The organism is Leptolyngbya sp. CCNP1308 (genome assembly GCF_034932455.1).
In the GTDB taxonomy this organism is placed as follows: Bacteria; Cyanobacteriota; Cyanobacteriia; order Phormidesmidales; family Phormidesmidaceae; genus Nodosilinea.
The window spans coordinates 108,016-129,476 of the sequence record NZ_JAYGIH010000001.1 but is presented as its reverse complement, the minus strand read 5'-3'; the positions used below and the strand labels follow the sequence as shown (position 1 = coordinate 129,476).

At 57.6% G+C, this 21,461-nt stretch carries 14 protein-coding genes; 10 read left to right on the top strand and 4 right to left on the bottom strand.

Annotation, left to right across the window (positions count from 1 at the left end):
* Positions 1-132: 132 nt before the first annotated feature.
* Entirely contained in the window at positions 133-2,061 is a 1,929-nt protein-coding gene (locus tag VB780_RS00520; protein WP_323349181.1) for a primary-amine oxidase, read from the top strand.
* 289 nt (positions 2,062-2,350) lie between these two features.
* Complete coding sequence (locus VB780_RS00515; RefSeq protein WP_323349180.1) at positions 2,351-4,018, top strand: protein kinase domain-containing protein; 1,668 nt, start codon at positions 2,351-2,353, stop codon at positions 4,016-4,018.
* Positions 4,019-4,077: 59 nt separating this feature from the next.
* Here VB780_RS00515 and puuE read toward each other — a convergent pair whose 3' ends face one another.
* Positions 4,078-4,992, bottom strand: a complete 915-nt coding sequence (puuE, locus tag VB780_RS00510; protein ID WP_323349179.1) for an allantoinase PuuE — start codon at positions 4,990-4,992, stop codon at positions 4,078-4,080.
* A 368-nt stretch (positions 4,993-5,360) separates the two neighbouring features.
* On the opposite strand from puuE, the gene VB780_RS00505 reads away from it, so the two are divergent.
* Both VB780_RS00505 and VB780_RS00500 read left to right on the top strand, forming a co-directional pair.
* Positions 5,361-6,137: a phosphoadenylyl-sulfate reductase gene (locus VB780_RS00505; protein WP_323349178.1), complete on the top strand. Its 777-nt coding sequence runs from the start codon at positions 5,361-5,363 to the stop codon at positions 6,135-6,137.
* Between the two features lie 463 nt (positions 6,138-6,600).
* Entirely contained in the window at positions 6,601-10,713 is a 4,113-nt protein-coding gene (locus VB780_RS00500) for a PAS domain S-box protein (protein ID WP_323349177.1), read from the top strand.
* 83 nt (positions 10,714-10,796) lie between these two features.
* On the opposite strand, the gene VB780_RS00495 is transcribed toward VB780_RS00500, so the two are convergent.
* Entirely contained in the window at positions 10,797-11,186 is a 390-nt protein-coding gene (locus VB780_RS00495) for a response regulator (RefSeq protein ID WP_323349176.1), read from the bottom strand.
* A gap of 166 nt (positions 11,187-11,352) precedes the next feature.
* Positions 11,353-12,027: a hypothetical protein gene (locus VB780_RS00490; RefSeq protein WP_323349175.1), complete on the bottom strand. Its 675-nt coding sequence runs from the start codon at positions 12,025-12,027 to the stop codon at positions 11,353-11,355.
* 408 nt (positions 12,028-12,435) lie between these two features.
* Between VB780_RS00490 and VB780_RS00485 the strand changes: the two genes are divergently transcribed.
* Positions 12,436-13,725, top strand: coding sequence for a glucose-1-phosphate adenylyltransferase (locus VB780_RS00485; RefSeq protein ID WP_323349174.1), 1,290 nt, complete (start codon positions 12,436-12,438; stop codon positions 13,723-13,725).
* 337 nt (positions 13,726-14,062) lie between these two features.
* Here VB780_RS00485 and VB780_RS00480 read toward each other — a convergent pair whose 3' ends face one another.
* Positions 14,063-17,143: a YrzE family protein gene (locus VB780_RS00480; RefSeq protein ID WP_323349173.1), complete on the bottom strand. Its 3,081-nt coding sequence runs from the start codon at positions 17,141-17,143 to the stop codon at positions 14,063-14,065.
* A 599-nt stretch (positions 17,144-17,742) separates the two neighbouring features.
* On the opposite strand from VB780_RS00480, the gene VB780_RS00475 reads away from it, so the two are divergent.
* The 5 genes from VB780_RS00475 to VB780_RS00455 all read left to right on the top strand — a co-directional run bounded on the left by VB780_RS00475 (position 17,743) and on the right by VB780_RS00455 (position 21,283).
* Complete coding sequence (locus VB780_RS00475; RefSeq protein ID WP_323349172.1) at positions 17,743-17,925, top strand: CsbD family protein; 183 nt, start codon at positions 17,743-17,745, stop codon at positions 17,923-17,925.
* A 373-nt stretch (positions 17,926-18,298) separates the two neighbouring features.
* Positions 18,299-19,102 (top strand): SDR family oxidoreductase, encoded by an 804-nt coding sequence (locus VB780_RS00470; RefSeq protein WP_323349171.1) that lies wholly within the window; start codon positions 18,299-18,301, stop codon positions 19,100-19,102.
* Positions 19,103-19,203: 101 nt separating this feature from the next.
* Positions 19,204-20,541 carry an MFS transporter gene (locus VB780_RS00465; protein WP_323349170.1) on the top strand — a complete coding sequence of 446 codons (1,338 nt, stop codon included), beginning with the start codon at positions 19,204-19,206 and terminating at the stop codon, positions 20,539-20,541.
* 99 nt (positions 20,542-20,640) lie between these two features.
* The gene (locus VB780_RS00460; RefSeq protein WP_323349169.1) at positions 20,641-20,994 is read left to right on the top strand and encodes a hypothetical protein; all 354 of its coding nucleotides are present in this window, start codon (positions 20,641-20,643) and stop codon (positions 20,992-20,994) included.
* Between the two features lie 25 nt (positions 20,995-21,019).
* Complete coding sequence (locus VB780_RS00455; RefSeq protein WP_323349168.1) at positions 21,020-21,283, top strand: AtpZ/AtpI family protein; 264 nt, start codon at positions 21,020-21,022, stop codon at positions 21,281-21,283.
* The last annotated feature ends 178 nt before the right edge of the window (positions 21,284-21,461 follow it).

Genomic DNA, 21,461 nt, shown 5'->3' with positions numbered 1-21,461 from the left:
GATCGCGCGCCCAGCTGGAATTCTGCCCTGTCGAGCGCAATGCACAGAAGTTAAGCGGTTTGTAGCCCAGGCCAATGGTGGGCAGTGCCCACCCTACAGGATCCATTCAACTACCCCCCAGGAGCGTATCCCATGACTATTGCCCAAGAACGACCCACCGCGATCGCCGTTGCCCATCCCCTGGAACCGCTAACCCCCGAAGAAATCGCTGCCGCCGTCGCCATTCTGCGCAAGGAGAAATCCCTGGGCGCGACGACCCGCTTTGCCACCGTCACCCTGAATGAACCGGCGAAGGAAACGGTGCTCGGCTTTAAGCCGGGAGATGCGATCGCCCGCGAAGCCTTTGTCATCATTCTCGACAATGCCACGGCCCAGACCTACGAGGCGATCGTCTCCCTCACTGAAGGCACTGTGATTACCTGGAAGCACATTCCCAATGTGCAGCCGCCGATCATGCTGGATGAATTTATCGAGTGTGAGAATGCAGTTAAGGCCTGCCCGGAGTTTATTGAGGCGATCGCCAAGCGCGGCATCACCGACCCCAGCCTGGTGATGGTTGACCCCTGGTCGGCGGGCCACTACGGCCTTGAGGATGAGGAAGGCGTGCGCCTCTCCCGCGCCCTCTGCTGGGTGCGGGCCAACTCCACCGACAACGGCTACGCCCGCCCCATCGAAGGCGTCATTCCCGTCGTTGACCTCAACAAGATGGAGGTGATCCGGGTCGAAGACCACGGTGTAGTGCCCCTGCCGCCCCAGTCGGCCAACTACTCCCAGGAATACGTCAAGAATTTCCGCACCGACCTCAAGCCGCTCGAAATCGTCCAGCCCGAAGGCCCCAGCTTCTCCGTCAGCGGCCACGAAATCCGCTGGCAAAAGTGGAAAATGCGCGTCGGCTTCACCCCTCGCGAGGGGCTGGTGCTCTACACAGTCACCTACACCGATGGCGGCGAAGAGCGTCCCATTCTCTACCGCGCCTCGCTGGCGGAGATGACGGTGCCCTACGGCGACCCCCAGCCCCACCACTACCGCAAAAACGCCTTCGACGTGGGCGAATACGGCATTGGCTCCCTGGCGAATTCGTTGACCCTGGGCTGCGACTGCCTGGGCGAAATCTACTACTTCGACGCCTTTATGACTAACTCGCGCGGCGAGGTGGCCCAGATTAAAAACGCCGTCTGTCTCCACGAAGAAGACTTTGGCATTCTCTGGAAGCATGTGGACTGGCGGACGGAAGAGACCGAGGTGCGCAGGTCGCGCCGTCTAGTCGTCTCCTTCATCGCCACCGTGGGCAATTACGAGTACGGCTTCTACTGGTACTTTTACCAAGACGGCAACATTCAGTACGAGGTCAAGCTCACGGGCATGATCAGCACGGCGGCATTCCCCCCCGGCGAAGTGCCCAAGTATGGCACTCTGGTCGCCCCGCAGCTCTACGCCCCGGTACACCAGCACATCTTTAACGTGCGCCTCGACATGTGCGTGGATGGTTTGCACAACTCCGTCTACGAAGTGGATATTGAGCCGGAGGACGATGAACTCAATCCCTACGGCAACGCCTTCTACGCCAAATCGACCCTGCTGGCGTCAGAGCTGGAGGCCCAGCGCCTGATCGACCCGATGAAAGGCCGCTACTGGAAAATTGTGAACCCGACGGAGACCAACGCCATGGGCTACCCTACGGGCTACAAGCTGATTCCCGGCGAAAACACCCTACCCCTGGCCAGACCCGACGCCAGCGTTATGAAACGGGCCACCTACATGAGCAAGCACCTGTGGGTCACGTCCTACAGCCCCGATGAGATGTTCCCAGCGGGAGACTATCCCAACCAGAGCCCCGGTGGCGAGGGTTTGCCCAAGTGGACGGAGGGCGATCGCCCCGTGGCCAACACCGACCTGGTGGTGTGGCACACCTTTGCCCACAGCCACGTACCCCGCGCCGAAGACTGGCCGGTGATGCCCGTTGCCTACATTGGCTTTATGCTCAAGCCGCTGAATTTCTTTGACCAAAACCCGGCCAACGACGTGCCCCCCTCAGCCAGCAAACACAGCTGCTGCAACTAAATTTGTTGCCAATCTCTTGGTGATTGGGCACCTGTGCTGATTCACCCTGGAATACCCGCCAACCCCGCAGGGGCGCTCAGTCGTGCGCCCCTACTTTGGTTTGTTCTTTGGCCAAGGCCTAACTTCGGGAATTCTCTTAGGAACTTGCTGACGGCAGAGTGCGTCACCCTAAAGTCGGCCAACTCGGCATCTATGGCCATCGCTATAGTTCTATGCGGCTGAGCGTTACCCTAGTGGGGTTAACGGCACCCGCTAGATTGTCGTCTAATAGTTCAACCGTCGCTTGCCCATGGCTATGACCGCTTCGTTTCCCAACCTGCCGCCAGAATCTAGACCGCTGGGGGGCCGCTATCGGCTCGTGCAGCCCCTGGGTTCGGGGGGCTTTGGCCAAACCTTTAGCGCCCAAGACCTGCACCTGCCAGGGCATCCACTGTGCGTGGTGAAGCAGCTCAAGCCCCAGGTGACCACTCCCGAAGAGCTACAAACGGCGCGACGGCTATTTGACACTGAGGCCCAGACTCTCTACAAGCTGGGGGCACACCCGCAAATTCCGGGGCTGCTGGCCCACTTTGAGGAGGGACAAGAATTTTACCTGGCCCAGGAGCTGATCGAAGGTCACTCCCTGGCGGAGGAGTTAGGTACCCCCTGGACTGAGGCCCAGGTTGTGGCGTTTCTCGGCGATCTGCTGGGGATTTTGGCCTTTGTGCATTCCCACGGGGTGATCCACCGCGATATCAAACCCTCGAATTTAATCCGCCGGGCCAGCGATCGCCGCATCGTACTGATCGACTTTGGCGCTGTCAAGCAGGTGAGCGCCCAGGCCACTGCTCTGCGATCTGGCCTCAGCCACACCATTTCCATCGGCACCCAGGGATATATGCCCAGCGAACAGGTGGCCGGGCGACCCCAATTCAGCAGCGATATCTATGCCGTCGGCATTTTGGGTATTCAGGCCCTGACCGGCTACCCGCCGACCGAGCTGCACCCCGATCCCCATAGCGGCGAGCTGGAGTGGCAGCGCTACTCGCCCCAGGCCAATCCTGCCCTGCTGGATGTGCTGGAAATGATGGTGCGCTACGACTTCCGCACCCGCTATACCACCGCTATCGAGGCGCTGGCGGCCCTGAGGAAGTTGCCCCCGGCGTTGAATCGGTATGTGCCGTCTGCGCCCGTGCCCCACGGGCAGGCCCCTCGCACCACTGCCGCAACGGTGGCGGTCGGGCGGCGGCGAGAACGCACTCAGCTGACAGCAGCAGCTCAAGCACCGGCGGCCCAGGTGCCGGTGCGGCGACGGCGAGAGCCATCGTCGGCAAGCTGGGTGCCCCTAGCGGCGGGGGCGTTGGCGGCGTCTGTGGTGGCGATCGCAGCTTTACTCGGCTGGCAAGCCTGGCGCTCAGCCTCGTCTACCCCAGAAGACGAAACTCCGGTGATGGCTGAGTCTCCCGCCGTTGAGGCCCCCACTGACGCTGAGCCTGTCGTTGTTGAACCTGAACCCGAAGAGACTGCCGCTGCCGAATCGGCTGAGGCCGAGCCAGTAGAACCCGCTGCCCCTGAGCCAGAGTTAGACGATGCGCCAGAGGCGGTTGTAGAGCCTGAAGATACTACCGCGCCAGCACCAGAAACTAGCGAGCTAACGCCCGAGGCAGCTCAGGCAACGGTGGCGACTCTGTATAACCATGTCTCAAATCAAGCTTGGGATGCAGCGCGATCGCAGTTTAGCGGCCCCCTAGCGCAACAGTTTGACCCCGGCTTTTTTGCCCAGTTCGATCGCGTTTCGGTCGAGAATCTGCGGGTGACGGGGCAGACCGCCGACAGCATTGAGTTTGTGGGCGAGAACACCTACGTCTACCCCGATGGCTCTACCCAGCGAGAGCAGCGATCGTTTACGGTGCAAATGCAGGACGGGCAGCCTCGAATTGTGGGCTCTAGCTTTGGTGGGGTGCTGAAATCTCGGTAGCCATAAAAGACGGCAAATCTCGTAACCTGCAATTTCTAGAACGATTACACGGTTCTGGGTTAAGCAGGTTTGTGGTGCTCGTGCCAGTGGCGGGCGATGTCAACGCGGCGGCAGATCCAGACGCGATCGCGCCCCTGCACATAGTCCAAAAACTTCGCCAGCGCCGCCGTGCGCCCCGGCTTGCCCGCCAGGCGGCAGTGTAGGCCAATGCTCATCATTTTGGGGCACTCGTCGCCCTCGGCATAGAGGGTGTCAAAGGCGTCGCGCAGATAGGCAAAGAACTGATCCCCCGAGTTAAAGCCCGCGTAGGTGGCAAAGCGCATGTCGTTGTTGTCAAGGGTGTAGGGAATCACTAGATGGGGCTTCCCGTACTCGGTGCTCCAGTAGGGCAGGTCGTCGGCGTAGCTGTCGGCGTCGTAGAGAAAGCCGCCCTCTTCGACTACTAGGGCGCGGGTGTTGGGGCTGTTGCGGCCCTGGTAAAAGCCCAGGGGTCGGCTACCCGCCACCTGAGTGTGAATTTCCACCGCCTTACGAATGTGCTCGCGTTCGGCCTCAATGCCAAAGTACTGGTAGTCAATCCAGCGGTAGCCGTGGCTGGCGATCTCCCAGTCGGCCTCGGTCATGGCCGCCACAGCTTCGGGGTTACGGGCCATCGCCATGGCTACGGCGTACACGGTCAACGGTAGTCTGCGCCCCGTAAACAGCCGGTGCAGCCGCCAAAACCCAGCCCGACTGCCATACTCGTACATCGACTCCATATTCATGTTGCGCACCCCGGTCAGCGGCGCGGCTCCCACACTTTCAGATAGAAACGCTTCCGAGGCCGCATCGCCGTGGAGAATGCAGTTTTCGCCCCCCTCTTCGTAATTGATCACAAACTGCACCGCAATTTTGGCGTTGCCGGGCCACTGGGCCTGGGGCGGGGTGCGGCCATAGCCCACCAGGTCGCGGGGGTAGGAAGGGGGAGTTGCCATGGCAGGTTGCAGAGATGGGTTTGACGGTAATTAAGGCTGGATTTTAGGGGCAAATCCAGTTTTGGTCCAGCTGACCTCTAGGACATCAGCCCAGGCTAACTAAATGGATCCCCTTAGGGCGGTTTTCCGCAGAAAACCGCCCTAAGGCCACAAAAATGTCCATTCCCCCCTCGTTTATGATCTATAGATCAGCTAATGTCGAAGGATGGCTAAGGGCAGAGACGAATCCAGTGGGCAGAGCTACGGTGTAGCATTGAACTCTGTATTCTTGAACCTCATTAACTCTGCTGGCGGCCTAGCTGACAGCACAATCACCACAGAATTGTGGCACTGGAGCTACAGCTTTGTTGAACGGAAGGAGTAAACCCATGTCAGATGTCGCGCTCTTGCCCAGCAAGATGCAGGCTGCCCCCGTTCTTGACCTCGACGCCATCAACCGAGAGTGGGGGGATGCTGACGCCAGCAGTCTGGTGCAGTGGGGCCACAGTACCTTTGGCGAGGGTCTAGTGCTGAGCACCAGCTTTGGCATTCAGTCGGCTGTGATGCTGCATCTGGTAACCCAAGTGGTGCCTAAAATTCCAGTTATTTGGGTTGACACGGGCTATCTGCCGGTTGAGACCTATCGCTTTGCCGAAGAACTTTCTACCCGGCTCGATCTCAATCTCAAGGTCTACCAGTCGCCCCTCAGCCCGGCCCGCATGGAAGCTCTCCACGGTCGCCTGTGGGAGCAGCAGGATGTAGAAGCCCTCAACCGCTACGACAGAATTCGTAAGGTAGAGCCCATGCAGCGGGCCCTAAGCGATCTCAACGCTACGGCCTGGCTGACAGGGCTGCGCTCTGACCAGACCGACCACCGCAAGTCGCTGGGGCGAGTAGGCCAGCAGGGGGGGCGCTATAAGCTGCTGCCCATTCTAAAGTGGTCATCTAAGGATGTGTACGACTACCTGGTGACCCACGATCTGCCCTACCATCCGCTCTTTGACATGGGCTACGTGACCGTGGGCGACTGGCATTCTAGCCGTCCCATTACCGCTGACGACGACAACGAGCGCGATACCCGCTTCAGAGGGATTAAACAGGAGTGCGGCCTGCACCTGCCTCAGTCGCCTGAGGAGGCGGCCAGTTTAGATTCTAGTTCGCTGTAGCCCGCGCATGATTCCCGGTGGGCATACCACCCGTGAACACCCTCATCTCTGCCAAGGTCGCACCGTGCGAGATCGTTCTTCAGAGGCAAGGATGATTGACCATCCTTGCCTAAGGAAAAGGATATGTTTGCCCCTGCTGATTGGCTGGCTGGGGCAGATTGATGATGTGGTGCTGTGGGTTTTGAAAGATAACGCGAGGCATTTAGGGGAACGAAATGGGCCATTAGTGCCCACATTCGCCCTAGTGCTGGGGAAATAAACATCTAGGCCCAACAACCTTGAGCCCCCAATCCACTTGGGGTTCACTGGATCGGGTTCAATGTCTACCCCAAGGGAGAGGCCATCCGCTGTGAACTATTCTAGGATCTGTAGGTTATGCCCAGAACGCAACCTTTCATTGGCCCTGCAAAAACGCGCTTAAGCGGCGTAATCCATCCTTCGCGATACCTGCTCTGAACCGCTAATGCCCCCAGCTCCCCTACCCAACAACGAAGCGGGACGGTTAGAAGCCCTGCGGCGCTACGAAATTTTAGATACGCCCCCCGAAGTCGGGTTCGATCGCATCACTACCCTGGCCGCACGGGTATTTGACGTGCCCATGGCCCTGGTTTCGCTGGTCGATGAGTCTCGGGCCTGGTTTAAATCGTGCTACGGGTTTGAGGGGCAAGAAGTTCAGCGGCACAGCACGTTTTGCAGCCATGCCCTGCTGTCTGATGGCGTATTGGTTGTCCCCGAGGCGCGCCGCGACAGTCGATTTGTCGATAACCCTCTGGTGCAGACTGAGCCGGGGCTGCGCTTTTATGCTGGGGCCCCATTACGCAATCAAGACGGCTTTGTCTTGGGCACTCTCTGCTTACTGGATACCAAGCCCCGAGACGATTTTGGCCCCGACCAGCAGGCGATGCTGGCAGACCTAGCCGCCATGGTGATCGACGAACTCGACCTGCGCTTGGCGGCCCACCGGGTAGAGGCCATTGATGCGGCCCTGCTGGCGGTTACCAAGGGGGTGGCCACCCAAACGGGAGATGCCTTTTTCCCGGCTCTGGTGCTGCATCTTACCGAGACCCTAGGGGTTGACTACACCTACATTGGTCTGGTCAAGGGCGATCGGCAAGACACCATCCAAACCATTGCGGTCTGCGCCCAGGGGCAGCCTATCGAAAACTTTGAGTATCTGCTGAGCCATACTCCCTGCCATCAGGTGCTGCTCAAGCGCGAACTGTGCTGCTATCCCGGTGGTGTTAGGGAGCAGTTTCCGCAGGCGCCGCTGCTGAGCCCCCTGGGGATTGACAGCTACGCGGCGATTCCCTTTTTTGACCCCCAGGGCAATCCCCTCGGGCTGCTGGGGGTGATGGATGGCAAACCCTGGAAAAACATTCAGCTGATCAAAGCGCTGCTGCCGATTTTTGCCCTGCGCATTGCCACCGAGCTCGATCGCCAGCGCACCGACGCCGCACGCCTCCAGGTGCAGCAAGACCTAGAACAGCTCGTAGCCCAGCGCACCGCCGAGCTTTCTCAAACTAATTACCAGATGCAGCTAGAGATTGAAGAACGACGGCAGGCTGAGATTGCCCTAGAAAAAGAGCAGGAACTGCTGCGGGTGCTGTTCGAAAACGTGCAGGCGGGCATTGTCGCCTGCGATGAAGCGGGCATTTTAAGCCTGTTTAACCAGGCCGCACGCGACTTTCACGGCCTGCCGGAAGCACCGCTACCCCCCGACCGGTGGGCCGACCACTACGACCTCTACCATCCCGACGGCAAAACGCCCCTGGCCAAAGAGGCGATTCCCCTATTTCGTGCCCTCCAGGGCGAACGGGTGGTCGATGCTGAGATGGTCATTGCCCCGAAGCAAGACAAGGCTCGAACCGTGCTGACCAGCGGCCAGGCGATCGCAACGGGAGACGGCAGTAATCGGGGTGCCGTGGTCGTCATGCACGACATTACCGAACGCAAGCAGGTCGAAAATGCCCTGCGCGATAGTGAAGCCCAGCTATCTAGCATTTTTGAGACGGTGCCCAACGGCATGATTATTTTTGACGCCCAGGGCCAGCTCGTCACCGCCAATTCAACCGCAGAAGAGATTTTTAAGCTGACTCGCAGCGACCTGGCCGATCGCGCCTACGACGATCTATCGTGGGCCATTACCACGGTGGATGGACAACCCTTTGCCACCGAAGACCTGCCCTTTGCCCAGGTGATGCGCCGTAAAGAACCGATTCACGGTGTTGAATATGCGATGACCCATGCCGATGGCACCCGCACCATTCTGTGTATTAACGCTTCGCCGCTGTTCGATGCCGATGGCCACATCACCAATGTGATTACGTCGATTACCGACATTACCGAGCGGCACCAGTCCGCAGCTACCCTCCAGGCATCGGAAGAACGCTATCGCTCGGTGATTGAAACGGTGGCAGAAGGCATTGTGCTCCAGCATGCCGACGGCAGCATTTTTACCTGCAACGCCAGCGCCGAGGAAATATTGGGTCTAACCGCTGAGCAGATGATGGGGCGCAGCTCCTTTGACCCCCGCTGGGCCGCGACCTACGAAGATGGCTCGCCCTTTGTCGGCGCACAGCATCCGGCGATGATTACCCTGCGTACCGGCGAGCCGCAGTCTAACGTGGTGATGGGTGTCCACAAGCCCGATGGCAGCTTCACCTGGATTTCGATTAACACCCGGCCACTGTTTCACCCCAACGACCCCACGCCCTTTGCCGTGGTGGCCTCGTTTTCAAATATCACCGATCGCAAGCTGGCCGAAGCCGAGCGAGCACAGCTAATTCGCGAGCAGGCGGCCCGGCTCGACGCCGAGGCCGGTCAGTTTCGCTCAGCTCTGCTGGTCGATATCAGTACCATCCTGGCCTCGCTGCTCAACCACACCGATACTCTGAAGCGGGTCGCCGATCGGGTGGTACCATTTTTTGCCGACTGGTGTGCGATCGACTTATTGCACTCAACCCCAGGCGCTGGGCAGAGTATTGAGCGGGTCGCGATCGCCCACTGCGACCCGGCCAAGGTAGATCTGGGCTGGCAGATTCAGCAGCGCTATCCCCAGCCGCTAAATGCCCCGTCGGGGGTGGCCAAGATTTTGCGCCAGGGCCAAACCGAACTGGTGGCCGAGATTCCGCCAGCGGCCCTGGAGGCGGTGGCCCACGACGCCGAGCACCTGCGCCTGCTGCGGGAGCTGGGGCTCAAGTCTTGTATCGTGGCTCCGCTGATTGCTCGGGGACAGACCCTGGGGGCAATTGCCTTTGTGATGGCCGAAACCGACCGCCGCTACGCCGCCAACGATTTGGCCCTGGCTGAGAATATCGCCCATCAGGTGGCGATCGCCGTTGACAACGCCCGCCTCTACCAGGCCGAGCAGACTGCGCGCAGCGAGGCCGAGGCGGCTAACCGCATCAAAGACGAGTTTTTGGCGGTGCTCTCCCACGAGCTGAGGTCGCCCCTCAACCCCATTTTGGGCTGGTCACAGCTGCTGCAAAAGCGGCAGCCCGATGCCACTACCCTAATGCGAGGGCTGCAAACCATCGAGCGCAATGCCAAGCTGCAAACCCAGCTGATTGCCGACCTGCTCGATGTCTCCCGCATTTTGCAGGGCAAGCTCAGCCTGGAGGCAGCCCCTGTGCAGCTTCAGGCCACTGTCGAAGCCGCCATGGAAACCGTGCGGCTGGCGGCAGAGGCCAAGGGAATTGAGATTCGTACCCGGTTTGACCCCGCCGTCCCCCCGGTGATGGGGGATGCCGGTCGGCTCCAGCAGGTGGTGTGGAACCTGCTGGCCAACGCGGTGAAGTTTACCCCTGAGGGCGGTCGAGTCGAGATTTGTCTGGAGACCAGCGCCCCAGCCACGTCCCCGGCGGTCACCTCGGCCACCGGAGGGCACCTAGCCCAGGCCCAGCTAACGGTGACTGACACCGGCAAGGGCATTGCCCCGGAGATCCTGCCCTACATTTTTGAGCGCTTTCGTCAGGCCGACAGCAAGACGACGCGCCAGTTTGGTGGGCTGGGGCTAGGGCTAGCGATCGCCCGGCAGCTAGTGGAGCTTCACGGTGGCACCGTTACCGTGGCTAGCCCCGGCGATAACCAGGGCGCTACGTTTACCGTGCGGTTACCGCTTCAGCGCTCTCTGGACGAGCCGCCAGAAAGTGCCCCTGACCTGGCCTACCCCTCTAGCTTGTTGAGCCGAGCCGACACCCTGGCGGGAGTCCGCATTCTGGTGGTTGAAGATGAAGCCGATGCCCGTGAGCTGCTGGTATTTGTGCTAGAGCAGTCTGGGGCAACCGTTACGGCAGTGACCTCGGCGGCGGAGGCGCTGCGGCAGCTGCCCGACCTGGGGCTAGATATTCTCATTAGCGACATAGCCATGCCTGAAATGGATGGTTACATGCTGGTGCAGCAGGTGCAGGCAGAACTCGCCCAGCGGGGCCAGCGCTGCAAAGCCATGGCCCTAACCGCCTATGCCAGTGATATTGACCAGCAGCAGGCTCTAGCGGCAGGGTTTCAGCGCCATCTGAGTAAGCCCTTTGAGCCAGCAGAGCTAGTGGATGCGATCGCCACCCTGGTTGCCGAGTAGCCCCAGAGCGCGGGCCAGAGACTTCAGAATTCGAAAAATGACAAGGCCAAAAACTGCGATGCTATAGCTGTAGCTAGGGGAGCCTAATGGTGATGACTGGTCTTGAGCAGCGCTGCAACCTTGGTGAGGAGCTGATCAAACTCAATGGGTTTACGAATAAAATTGCTGGGCTCTAGGGCTAGACCCTGACTGAATTGAAGGGTGTCGTAGGCCGTAACAATCAAAATCGGCATCGGTGGCAGAGTGGGGTTTTGCCGAATTTTTTGGGTGACTTCATAGCCGTTCATATCAGGCATCATCACATCCATCAAAATTAGGTCGGGGGGCGCGTTTTCGACCTTGGCCAGAGCCGAGCCACCGTTGCCAGCGGTTTCAACTTCGTAGCCTTCTGTTTCTAAAACCGTTCTCAACAAAAACAAATTATCTTCTATGTCGTCTACGACGAGAATGCGAAAATCAGATGGGGTGCACACAGCAGGGGACTAAATAAAGTATGTAGTATGGCTAGTCTAAGGGATAAGCCATTCTACCTACCTCGAACTTCAGGCACAGATTGGACCATAAAAAAGGTAGGCATAAGCCTACCTAAAATAAGTGTTCACTGTGTTGATAACAATTGATGACGACTGAGTCGTGGGGTTAGCGAGGAGCGACGCTGTGGGTGCGGGGACTGCGCGCGCCAGCGGCAGATCCACCTAGTGCAGCCACTAAACCTAGCAAAGACCCCAGCGAAAATGACCAACCCACCTTAGCGGCATTGCCGGCAATGTTTTGGGCTTGATCTTGGGTCACATTTGGATTTTGGGCCGCATTGGGCCATGCATCGACGGGCACCTGGTTAATGACGGCATCGGCCCCCTGAGCGACTAAGCCAAAGGCTCCGGCTACGCCGCTAGACAGCAGCCAGGCGCTAACAGCCAGGGTGGTAGCCCACAAAATAGCGCCGTTGAGCAGGGCAGTTTTGCGGTTCATGGGGCCGCAGGCGCGGGCGGTGACCCAGCCCCCCAAAAACAGCGCGATCAGCAGACTGATGATTGACCAGATACCGACGGCTGTACCGACGCCGCCAGCGTTGTTTTGAGCGGCATCGGAGCCAGCTAGGCTGGTGAGACCAACAGCAGCACCGAGTCCAGTGAGTACAAGTTGGGCGGCGATCGCCACGACCAGCCCCGCAAAGATTGGCCCCCAGCGCACCAGGTCATGGTAGCCCGCTACGGCCACGGGGGCTGTGGTTTCTACGACGCGCTGGCCGGGATTGGTGCCGTAGGTACCGGGCTCATCTCGGTAGGCACCGGGTTCATTGGTATAAGACATGGGTACTCTTTTCTCTCGATAGGATAGGACAGACAACCATAGTGTTGATTTATCTGGCCTCAGCTTATGCCGCTATCTAGATGCCGCCATCTACACAGTGACGCAAACATGACTATCTATAGAGAGAAATCCTGGTGGCTCTGTTCATCAGCCCATAACAGCCGAACCGGCCCTCGCTCTGGTAAGTAGCTGTAGAAAAATCCCTGTAAAACTGGCAGCTAATCTATGCCAGTCTTTATTTCACGGCGAAAATTAAACGGCTCTTGCGCAGCAATTCTGCCCTTAGGTGTATGCCTTTGACAGAGTAATACTAGACCCTAAGAAAAGTTACCAAAGGGCGATCGCCCTTTGGCGAGTGAGTTGGGTAGTTAGTTATCATGGCGATCGCGCGTTGATTAAGGAGATGTTGTGAATAAAGTATTAGGTATTGTGTTGGGCGGCGGTGCTGGAACCCGCCTCTATCCCCTCACTAAGACTCGGGCTAAGCCAGCGGTACCCCTAGGGGGTAAGCACCGGCTGATTGATATTCCCATTAGCAACTGCATCAACTCAGGCATCTCACAGATCTACGTGCTCACGCAGTTCAACTCGGCTTCGCTCAACGCTCATATTTCTAGAGCCTATAGCTTTTCAGGCTTTCAGCAGGGCTTTGTAGAAGTACTAGCCGCCCAGCAAACCCCAGAAAACCTAGACTGGTTTCAGGGTACTGCCGACGCAGTGCGGCAGTATCTATGGCGCTTTGAAGATATGGATATAGACGAGTATTTAATCTTGTCGGGCGACCATCTGTATCGCATGGACTACCGCGATTTTGTAGAGCATCATCGGCGCACCAATGCCGATATTACCCTATCGGTGCTGCCGGTTGATGACGATCGCGCCTCCAGCTTTGGGTTGATGAAAATTGACGATTCGGGACGCATCATCGATTTTAGCGAAAAGCCTAAAGGTGATGCGCTCAAGCAGATGCAGGTTGACACCACCACCCTGGGGCTCTCCGCAGAGGAGGCCAAAGAGAAACCGTATATTGCCTCTATGGGCATTTATTTGTTTAAGCGGGATGTGTTGATTGATCTGCTCAAACAACAGCCTGAATCTCCAGATTTCGGTAAAGAGATCATTCCAAACTCGGCCAAAGACTACAATGTGCAGGCCTATCTCTTTAACGATTATTGGGAAGACATTGGTACGATCGAGTCGTTTTTTAACGCCAATTTGGCTTTGGTCAAACAGCCTGACCCGCTGTTTAGTTTTTACGATGAGTCGGCCCCTATCTACACCCGCGCCCGCTATCTACCCCCCACCAAGCACCTCAAATGCGAAGTCACTGATTCGATGGTTAGCGAGGGCTGCATACTCAAAGAGTGCCGCATTACCAACTCTGTTATTGGCATTCGCTCTCGCATTGAATCGGGCTGCACGATTGAAGACAGCCTGATTATGGGGGCCGATTACTATCAGGCCAACGTTGAACGGCGTGGCAGCTGTGATACGGTCAAAATCCCCCTCGGCATAGGGGCTAACACCACTATCCAGCACGCTATTATCGATAAGAATGCTCGCATTGGCTGTAATGTAAAAATCCTCAATAAAGACCGCGTTGAGGAGGCTGATCGAGAAGAGGATGGCTTCTATATTCGCAGCGGTATTGTTGTCGTTCTGCGCGGAGCCTTAATTCCCGACGATACGATTATTTAGGCTGAGCTGGTAGATAAGTTACCCTACCCAAAAAGGAGCCCCTGGCACGTGCCAGGGGCTCCTTTTTGGGTAGAGTCCTGGCTGGCTAGAAGAACTGTAGGGGCACTGATGTAGCCGAGCCCTGATTGACTGACAAAAGCTCTTATGTAGGTTGGCGTTGAGCGAAGCGAAACCCAACACCAGCAACGGTTTTGTTGGGTTACGGTAACGCTAACCCAACAAAACCGCAGGACAAGGGTTTCAGGAGTTTTGTTAGTCAACCAGGGAAACTGAGGCAATAAAAAGGGCGATCGCGCTACCAACGCGATCGCCCTTTTAGTTATCAATTTGCTGTGCCTTAGCTCACGACGACGGCCAGGCCGCCAGCAACGGCGGCACTAATCGCCGAAATCGTAGCGGTAGCAAAGATCCACCAGGCGGCGGCGGCGGCGGTTTTGCGGGTGTCTTCCACCTGCTGGTAGGCCTGATGCTTGATCTCGGCCAGACGGCTTTCAACCGCATGTTCGAGCTGCTCGGCTTTGCTCAGGGCACCGGTGCGAACATCCTCGATCTGGTCGATGATGCGGTTGGCATCGGTTTCTGAGATCGCATCAACGGAGCTCATAAGCGCCACTAGCGTACCGCGATCGACCTGTCCGAGGCGCACCTTGAGAGACTCAAAGCCGGCTTGGGGGTCATCCATCAGCTGCTGCAAGTCGCGGCGAATGCCGTAGTAGTTGAGCTCGGGGCGACCTAGGGAGTCGAGATAGGTGCGAACTCGGGCCAAAATGCCGCGCACAACTGAGGTAATCCGCGCCTGCACATTGCGAATCTGAGTCACAACCTGATCGCGCACCGACAGTACCTGATCGACGGCGGCCTCAGCTTCGGCCTGGGTCATGTCAGGGCGCTGGGCCAGCAGGGCCACAACGGTATCGCGATCGATGAGGGACAGACGGGTTTGCAAGCGCTCGGCCCCTAGGCGGGGGTCATTGAGCAGCAGTTTTAGATCGCGCTTAATGCCATCGGGGTTGAGGGCCGCTTTATCGGTGTTGCGCAGATAGTCTTCCAGCGCGGTCTCAAAGGAGACGACCTGGGCCTGAGCTCGCCGGGCCAGGCGCTGGGGCATGTGCAGAACGTCGCGAATCGTGCCCAGCATGTCGTCAATAACCTGGTTGGCTTCGGCTTCGCTGAGGTCATCGCGCTGACTGAGCAGCTGCACTAGGGTATCGCGATCCATGGCGGACAGGCGATCGCGAATCGCTCCCACCCCGGCCTGGGGCTGGTTTACCAGCAGCTCTAGGTCGCGCTTAATGCCCTCGGGGTTAAGCTCCGGCTTGCCGGTTTCAAGCAGGTAGCGCTCAATGGCGCTAGTGGCTGCGTCGTACTTAGCCTTGGCCTGGGCGGTCAGCGCAGCGGGCGCGTTGACGGTCTTGTACCAGGTTGACTCTACCTGGTCGAGGGTGCGGTTGATCTCAGCCTCGGAGAGATCCTGGCGCTGGTTGAGCAACTGTACCAGAGTGTCGCGATCGAACTGGGCCAGTCGCTGGCGCAGGCGATGCACCCCGGCGTCGGGCTCGTTGAGCAGGGTGGCAATATCGGCCTTAATGCCCTCGGGGTTAAGCTCGGCTTTGTGGGTGTTTTGCAGGTAGTGCTGTAGCCCCAGCCACTGGTTGTCGACCCGCGCCTTGGCGGAGGACTGGAGCCCAGCGGCATCGGCCTGCACGGTGTTCATCACGCCCTCTAGGCGGTTGGCCACAGACTGCACCTCGGCCTCGCTCATATCGCCACGGGTGCTGAGGGTCTGGACAAAGGCGTCGTAGCCAAAGGGGGTAAAGCGCTCTTGCAGGTCATCCGCGTCGGCGTAGGGGTCTTCGAGCAGACTGCGAAAGGCGTTGGTGCCCAAGTCAGACAGCAGCTCTTCGCGAGGGGTTTGCCGCAAAAAGGTGTAGACCTTGGCCTGAACATCCTTGGCAGCTTCGATGCGGTAGCGCTCCGAGACTTCGCCCAGGGCTTGACAGCGCACCGCTTCGAGCTGGCGCGAAACGTTGGCAATTTCGCCCTGGGTGAGCAGCCCTCGCGAAGCCAGCAGATCGGCGAAAAATGACCGATCCAGATTCATCAGCTCCTGGCGCATCAGCCCTGGGTCGGCAAAGGGGTCGTAGATAACATCCCAAAACTCCTTCTGCATGCGCTGGGTGGTGAGCTGCCAAGGATAGGCATTGAGCAGGTAGGTTTCGACGTCGGCTTTGACAATGCTGTAGCGATCGTTGTCGCTCACCTGGCTGGCAATAGTATCGACCTGGCTAGTCAGCTCTTGCTGAACCTGCTTCAGGCGACCAGAGATTTTCTGCACATCTAGGTCGGAGAGGTCAGCGCGACCCATAACTATGCCCATCAAGGTGCTCAGACCCTGATTGAGCGGGCTAGATTCCTTGCTCTTGCGCTGCTGACGGAATTCGGCCAGAAACTCGTCTAGGCGACTGCCGAGGGATTCGGCGACCAATTCTTCGGGGTGGGCCGACTTGAGGTAGTCAACCAGTTCACCCAGCGCGTTGCCACCGGAGGCTTTGCTCAGGGCTTTGCTCCAGGTGCCGTAGAGGCGATCGGCAATGCGGCTGGCTTCTTTGCGAGAGAGGTCGGTGCGGCTGCTGACCAGCTTCTCGAAGCTGTCGCGGTTGAGCTGAGACAGGGTGTCGCGATCGGCGATCGAGGTCAGGTCAGAGTCGCGGAGCAAGCGCTCAAACTCGGCCTCCAGCCCTTCAATATCCAGCGCAGGGGAGGCGAGGGAGGTAACGTATTCCTGTAAAGAGTCTTTGATGTCTTTCCCTGACCACCCGGCGGTAAGTTCGCGACGCACGGCGGCGGCGGTGGCTTCGGCGGTCCCAACCAGCTGGTTGCTGGCCATTTTGGCACCCATGGCCCCGGTAGCGGCCCCCATCAGCGACTGAAAACTAGAGGTGGCGGTTTTGACCACCGACCCGATCAGCGAACCCACGGTAGTGGAGCTGAACCAAAACAGCAGGCAAAAGTAAAAACCCCACACTACTAGGCCGGTGATGGCTCCCAGTAGGGCGCTGCTGTAGAGACTGAGTTTGACGGCCAGAAAGCAGGCGCAAAACAGGGCCAAACTCACCGTTACCATGGTCCAAACGCCAAAGGCGGTGCCAATTTTCCTACCGCCGCCGCCGCCAGAGCTGCTGTCGCTGCTTGAAGAGGATTGGCCAACGTAGGTAAGACCAGCGGCGACCGACAGGTTCGTCAATAAAAGATGAAAGCCAAAGGCCAAAATGATGCCCGAAAGCAGGGCGATGAAAAACTGCGGCCCAGAAAAAATCAGGGCAGCATCCTCAGGGGTGGTAATGGGGGTGGTAGTTTCTGGAGACACTACCTGGGCCAGAAGGCCACTTACTATGCTCAATCCGATGTGCTCAATCACGATACTGTTCCTTTGAGAATTGCAACTGTCTCGATGCCGCTTGATCTGCCCATTCCTAACAATGGTTGTGGGAATATGGAAAATTTAGTCTGGCTTGCCAAAAACTGCGGGTGAGAATCAGAGTTTGACAACTACTCTGACCTCCCCAGGGCGCAAGACCCAGGGCACAGTGCCAGGCTGGAACCACACAAATAAACTTAAATAATGAAAAAATCTGAGTCGCAACTCTAGACATCTCAGGACGATCAGTACAGCCTCTAGGCCTACATAGAACTCTATTAGTCTCAATAAAACATCTATCCCACTGCCTAATTCTTTAGGGGGATAATTTTGCAGGCCTCAAGGTACAGCTGTGATGGGGACGCCGCTAGGGGGCGATCGCCTCAGCGCTTGAAGAGTTTTGGCCACCGTGCGCCAAAGTAGCGCGTCTTGGGTCAAATGGCCTCCGTCCATAGATAGCTTCTTCCGGCGGCCTCGACCTCGGTTAGAACGGCAGCAGGAACAACCCAGTGAGCCCAAACTGTTCCTCTTGACGGATGGTGCCTATAAGCCCTGTTCCTAGACTGAAGAAGAATTAGACGATACGGAGAAAATAACCCATGGGTATTCAAGATCGGGCTGAAGCTACTGGTAAGAATGTCGAAGGCAAAGCTCAAGAAGTTGCTGGTAAAGTGACGGGCAATACCTCCGATGAAATGGAAGGCAAAGCCAAGCAGGGCGAAGCTAAAGCACAGCACGCCAAAGAAGATGTCAAAGATCAAGTTAAGAAAGCCGTTGACTAGTTTTCAGCTATCTTGACTGACAATTTTTAAAACGCTGATCGAGGGAGCACTAACACTGTTCCCTCTTTTTTAGTATTAGAATTTTTGACTCAATTTTGACTTGTACCAAATTCCGCATGAATACCCCCAATTTGTAGGGGTGTAGCATGCTACGCCCCTACGGGGTTCCTGATTATGAATCGGGGTTTATCAAATCGGATTTCGGATTAAACAGGTTGACTTGGTAGACCTCAAGGGGCTTAAGGTCTTGGGTTTCTATACCCTAGGTTGTGCTGAGCAGCGACCTAAATTCTATTAATTGGTAGATGGGTCTGTTCGGTTAAAAATTGTAAAACTCAGACAGATTATCGAGAAAAGATTAGGGAGATTTTTAATGGAGCTTGGTATTAAAGATAAGGTGGCTGTAATCACGGGTGGAGACTCGGGGATTGGTCGCGCTACCGCTAAGCTGTTGGCCGATGAAGGGGTAAAAGTTGCCCTGGTGGACAAAACCACCACCCAGCTTCAGAGCACGGTAGACGAGGTGAGCGCCATTGGTGAAGCCCTGGCGGTACAGGCCGATCTGCGCAGCTTAGCCGATGTCAAAGCCGCCCAGGAGGAAATTTTAAACCGGTTTGGCCAGGTCGATATTTTGGTCAACTGTGCGGGCATTACCGGGGCTACCGGCGACTTTTTAGAGATTGACGATGACGCCTGGCAACAGGCGCTCGACATTAACCTAATGGGCGCTGTGCGGGTGTGTCGCACGTTTATTCCAGCGATGCGTGAGGCGGGCTGGGGACGAGTAGTGCTGGTGGCCTCTGAAGATGCGGTGCAGCCCTATGTGGACGAAATGCCCTACTGCGCGTCTAAGGCCGGAGTGTTGAACTTTGCCAAGAATCTGTCTAAGGCCTACGCCCAAGATGGCGTGCTGGTGAATTCTGTGGCCCCAGCCTTTATTGCCACTCCAATGACCGACGCCATGATGGATCAGCGAGCCGAGAAAACGGGCACTACGGTTGACCAGGCGATCGCCACCTTTCTCGATGAGGAGCGGCCCCACCTGGAGCTCAAGCGCCGGGGTAAAGCCGCAGAGGTGGCGGCGGTAATTGCCTTTCTCTGCTCTCAGCAATCGAGCTTTGTGGTGGGGGCCAACTACCGGGTCGATGGCGGTTCGGTGGCTGGCATAGGGCTATAGCCAGGTCTTTAAATTGGGCAAAATGCGTCCTGTGAAAGATGTGGCCGGGGGCTTTCCCCCGCAGGATGAACGAGGTTTGGCCTAACTACCGCGTGATCGCCATGGTTTCTGAACCCCCCAGTCTACGTCTGCTAGTCACAATGAACTTAGGCTTTTGGGGGGTGCAGATCGGCAACGGTCTGCAAACGGCCCACGCCAGCGCTGTGTTTGAAAGCCTGGGTGCCGAGGCCAGCCAGCTGCCGCTGCTGTGGCTGGGGGCACCAGTGATGGGGCTGCTGGCCCAGCCAATTGTGGGTGAACTCAGCGATCGCACCGTGAGCCGCTGGGGCCAGCGGCAGCCCTACTTCCTCGGTGGGGCGCTGCTGGGGGCGGTCATGCTGCTGGCGCTGCCGCTATCCACCGATTTAGCCCAGGCGGTGGCCTTCTACTGGGTTTTGCAGCTGGCTTTGAACATCAGTGTTGCCCCCAGTCGCCCCTTTGTGGGTGACCTGCTAGCTCAGCCCCACCGCACTCTAGGCTACGCTTTGCAGGGATTTTGCATTGGCCTGGGCACCATCTGCGCGGCGGGGTTGCCCTGGCTGCTTGAGCATTTATTTCAGCTAGAGCCCGCCGCTGAGATCGGCATTCCAGCGGTGATTAAGGGGGCGTACTGGGCCGGGGCGGTGCTCTGTCTGCTCGGCACGTTGGCAACTTTCTGGACGGTGAATGAACCGGCCATTCAGGAGAGAGCGACGGCTGATCTGGCGATGGGCGATCGCCCATCGCTGCTGGGGGCGATCGCCCAGGCGATGGCAGCGCTGCCGCCGATCATGCGGCAGTTGGCTCTGGTGCAGGCTCTTAGCTGGGCGGGCATCTACTGCATTTTTCTCTACCTGCCCAATGCGATCGCCCTCAACGTTTTGGGGGCTCCCAACCGCCAATCGCCCGACTATGTCCACGGGATAGAGTGGGCCGGCCTCTGCATCGCCTTTTACAACCTGGTTTGTCTAGGAGTTTCGTGGGCCATTCCAGCCCTGAGTCGGCGCTGGGGCCGAGTGACTCTGCATGCCTGCTGTCTGCTGGCGGGCTCTGTGGGCCTGGTATCACTGCTGTTGATGCACAGCCGCTACCCGATTTTGCTGTCGATGGTGGGGGTGGGCATTGCCTGGGCCAGCATTTTAGCTATCCCCTACTCGCTGCTCATGGATGCGATCGAGGACGGCCAGAGTGGGGTCTATATGGGGCTTTTCAATGGCTTTGTCACCCTGCCCCAGATTGCCATGTCTCTGGGCTTTGGCTGGGTGATGACCACCCTGCTGCACAACAATCGCCTCTGGGCTCTGGCCTTGGGAGGCAGTTTGCTGGGCCTGGCTGCTCTACTGATGCTGCGCGTACCCGAACCCGCTGGAATCACTGAGCTAGAAGATAGGGGCCACTCCCTGGCCGTCGTGCAGAAATAGCTACAACGAGAGATCTATTTTGACCCCTTTGAGCGATGTAGCCACCCAGCTAGGAAAGATAGGCTGAGGTCACTCAAACGCAATTAAGAGGTGAACCCTATGGCTGCTCAACAAAATTCTGAAGAGCGTCAGCCGATTAGCCAGCCCCTGACCCCCGAAGAAGTTTCCCCTGAGCAACGGGCGGAAATGAAAAGGGCTATGAAGGAAAACGACCTAGTGCTCAACCCAGGCGACTATGTTGACGGCGAAAAGACCCTCGAAGAGAAGTCTAAGCAGGTAGCCGTCGATACGGCTGACATTACGGGCGATCGCATCGTTGTCCCCACCTACTTTGTCGTCGATGACACTGATGGAGAACAAAAAGCTCTACACCACATCAAGGATGCGGAGGAAATCTCCGATGTTATTCGCCAGGCCCGCGTTGATGAAGATGGCAATCGCACCTGGAACTAGTCCCTAAACCTAGCTTTGCTTCACTATGAAATACCCTGCCCGCAACCCCAACGCTTCTGGCCTGTCAGTTAGGGCTCAAGACAGCAGCTTGCTTGCTTTTCTGACTCGGGTTTCGCTGTCGGTTCTGGTGCTGCCCTTGGGTGGATATGTTCTCGGTAGTTTTGTTGATAGGCAGCTGCAAGGGGAAATCCCTTGGTCGATCGTCGTGGCTCTGCTGGGCTTAACCGCTGGACTCATTCACCTCTGGATGTGGATGAAACGGCCGGTTCCTGAACAGACTCTCAAATAGTCGAGGCTTGTGGGCATGAGTTCCACCTTCACTAGAGAACGGGGTCGGGGCAAATGCTACTCTATAAGCTGGTTTGGCAGACTGCTAAACCAGCTAGCTGCTATGTTTACCCTCAGAAATTCTTGGCCGAAAATATGTTCACGCCAGCCTGAGGTTTACCCCATACCCATTTCAGGTG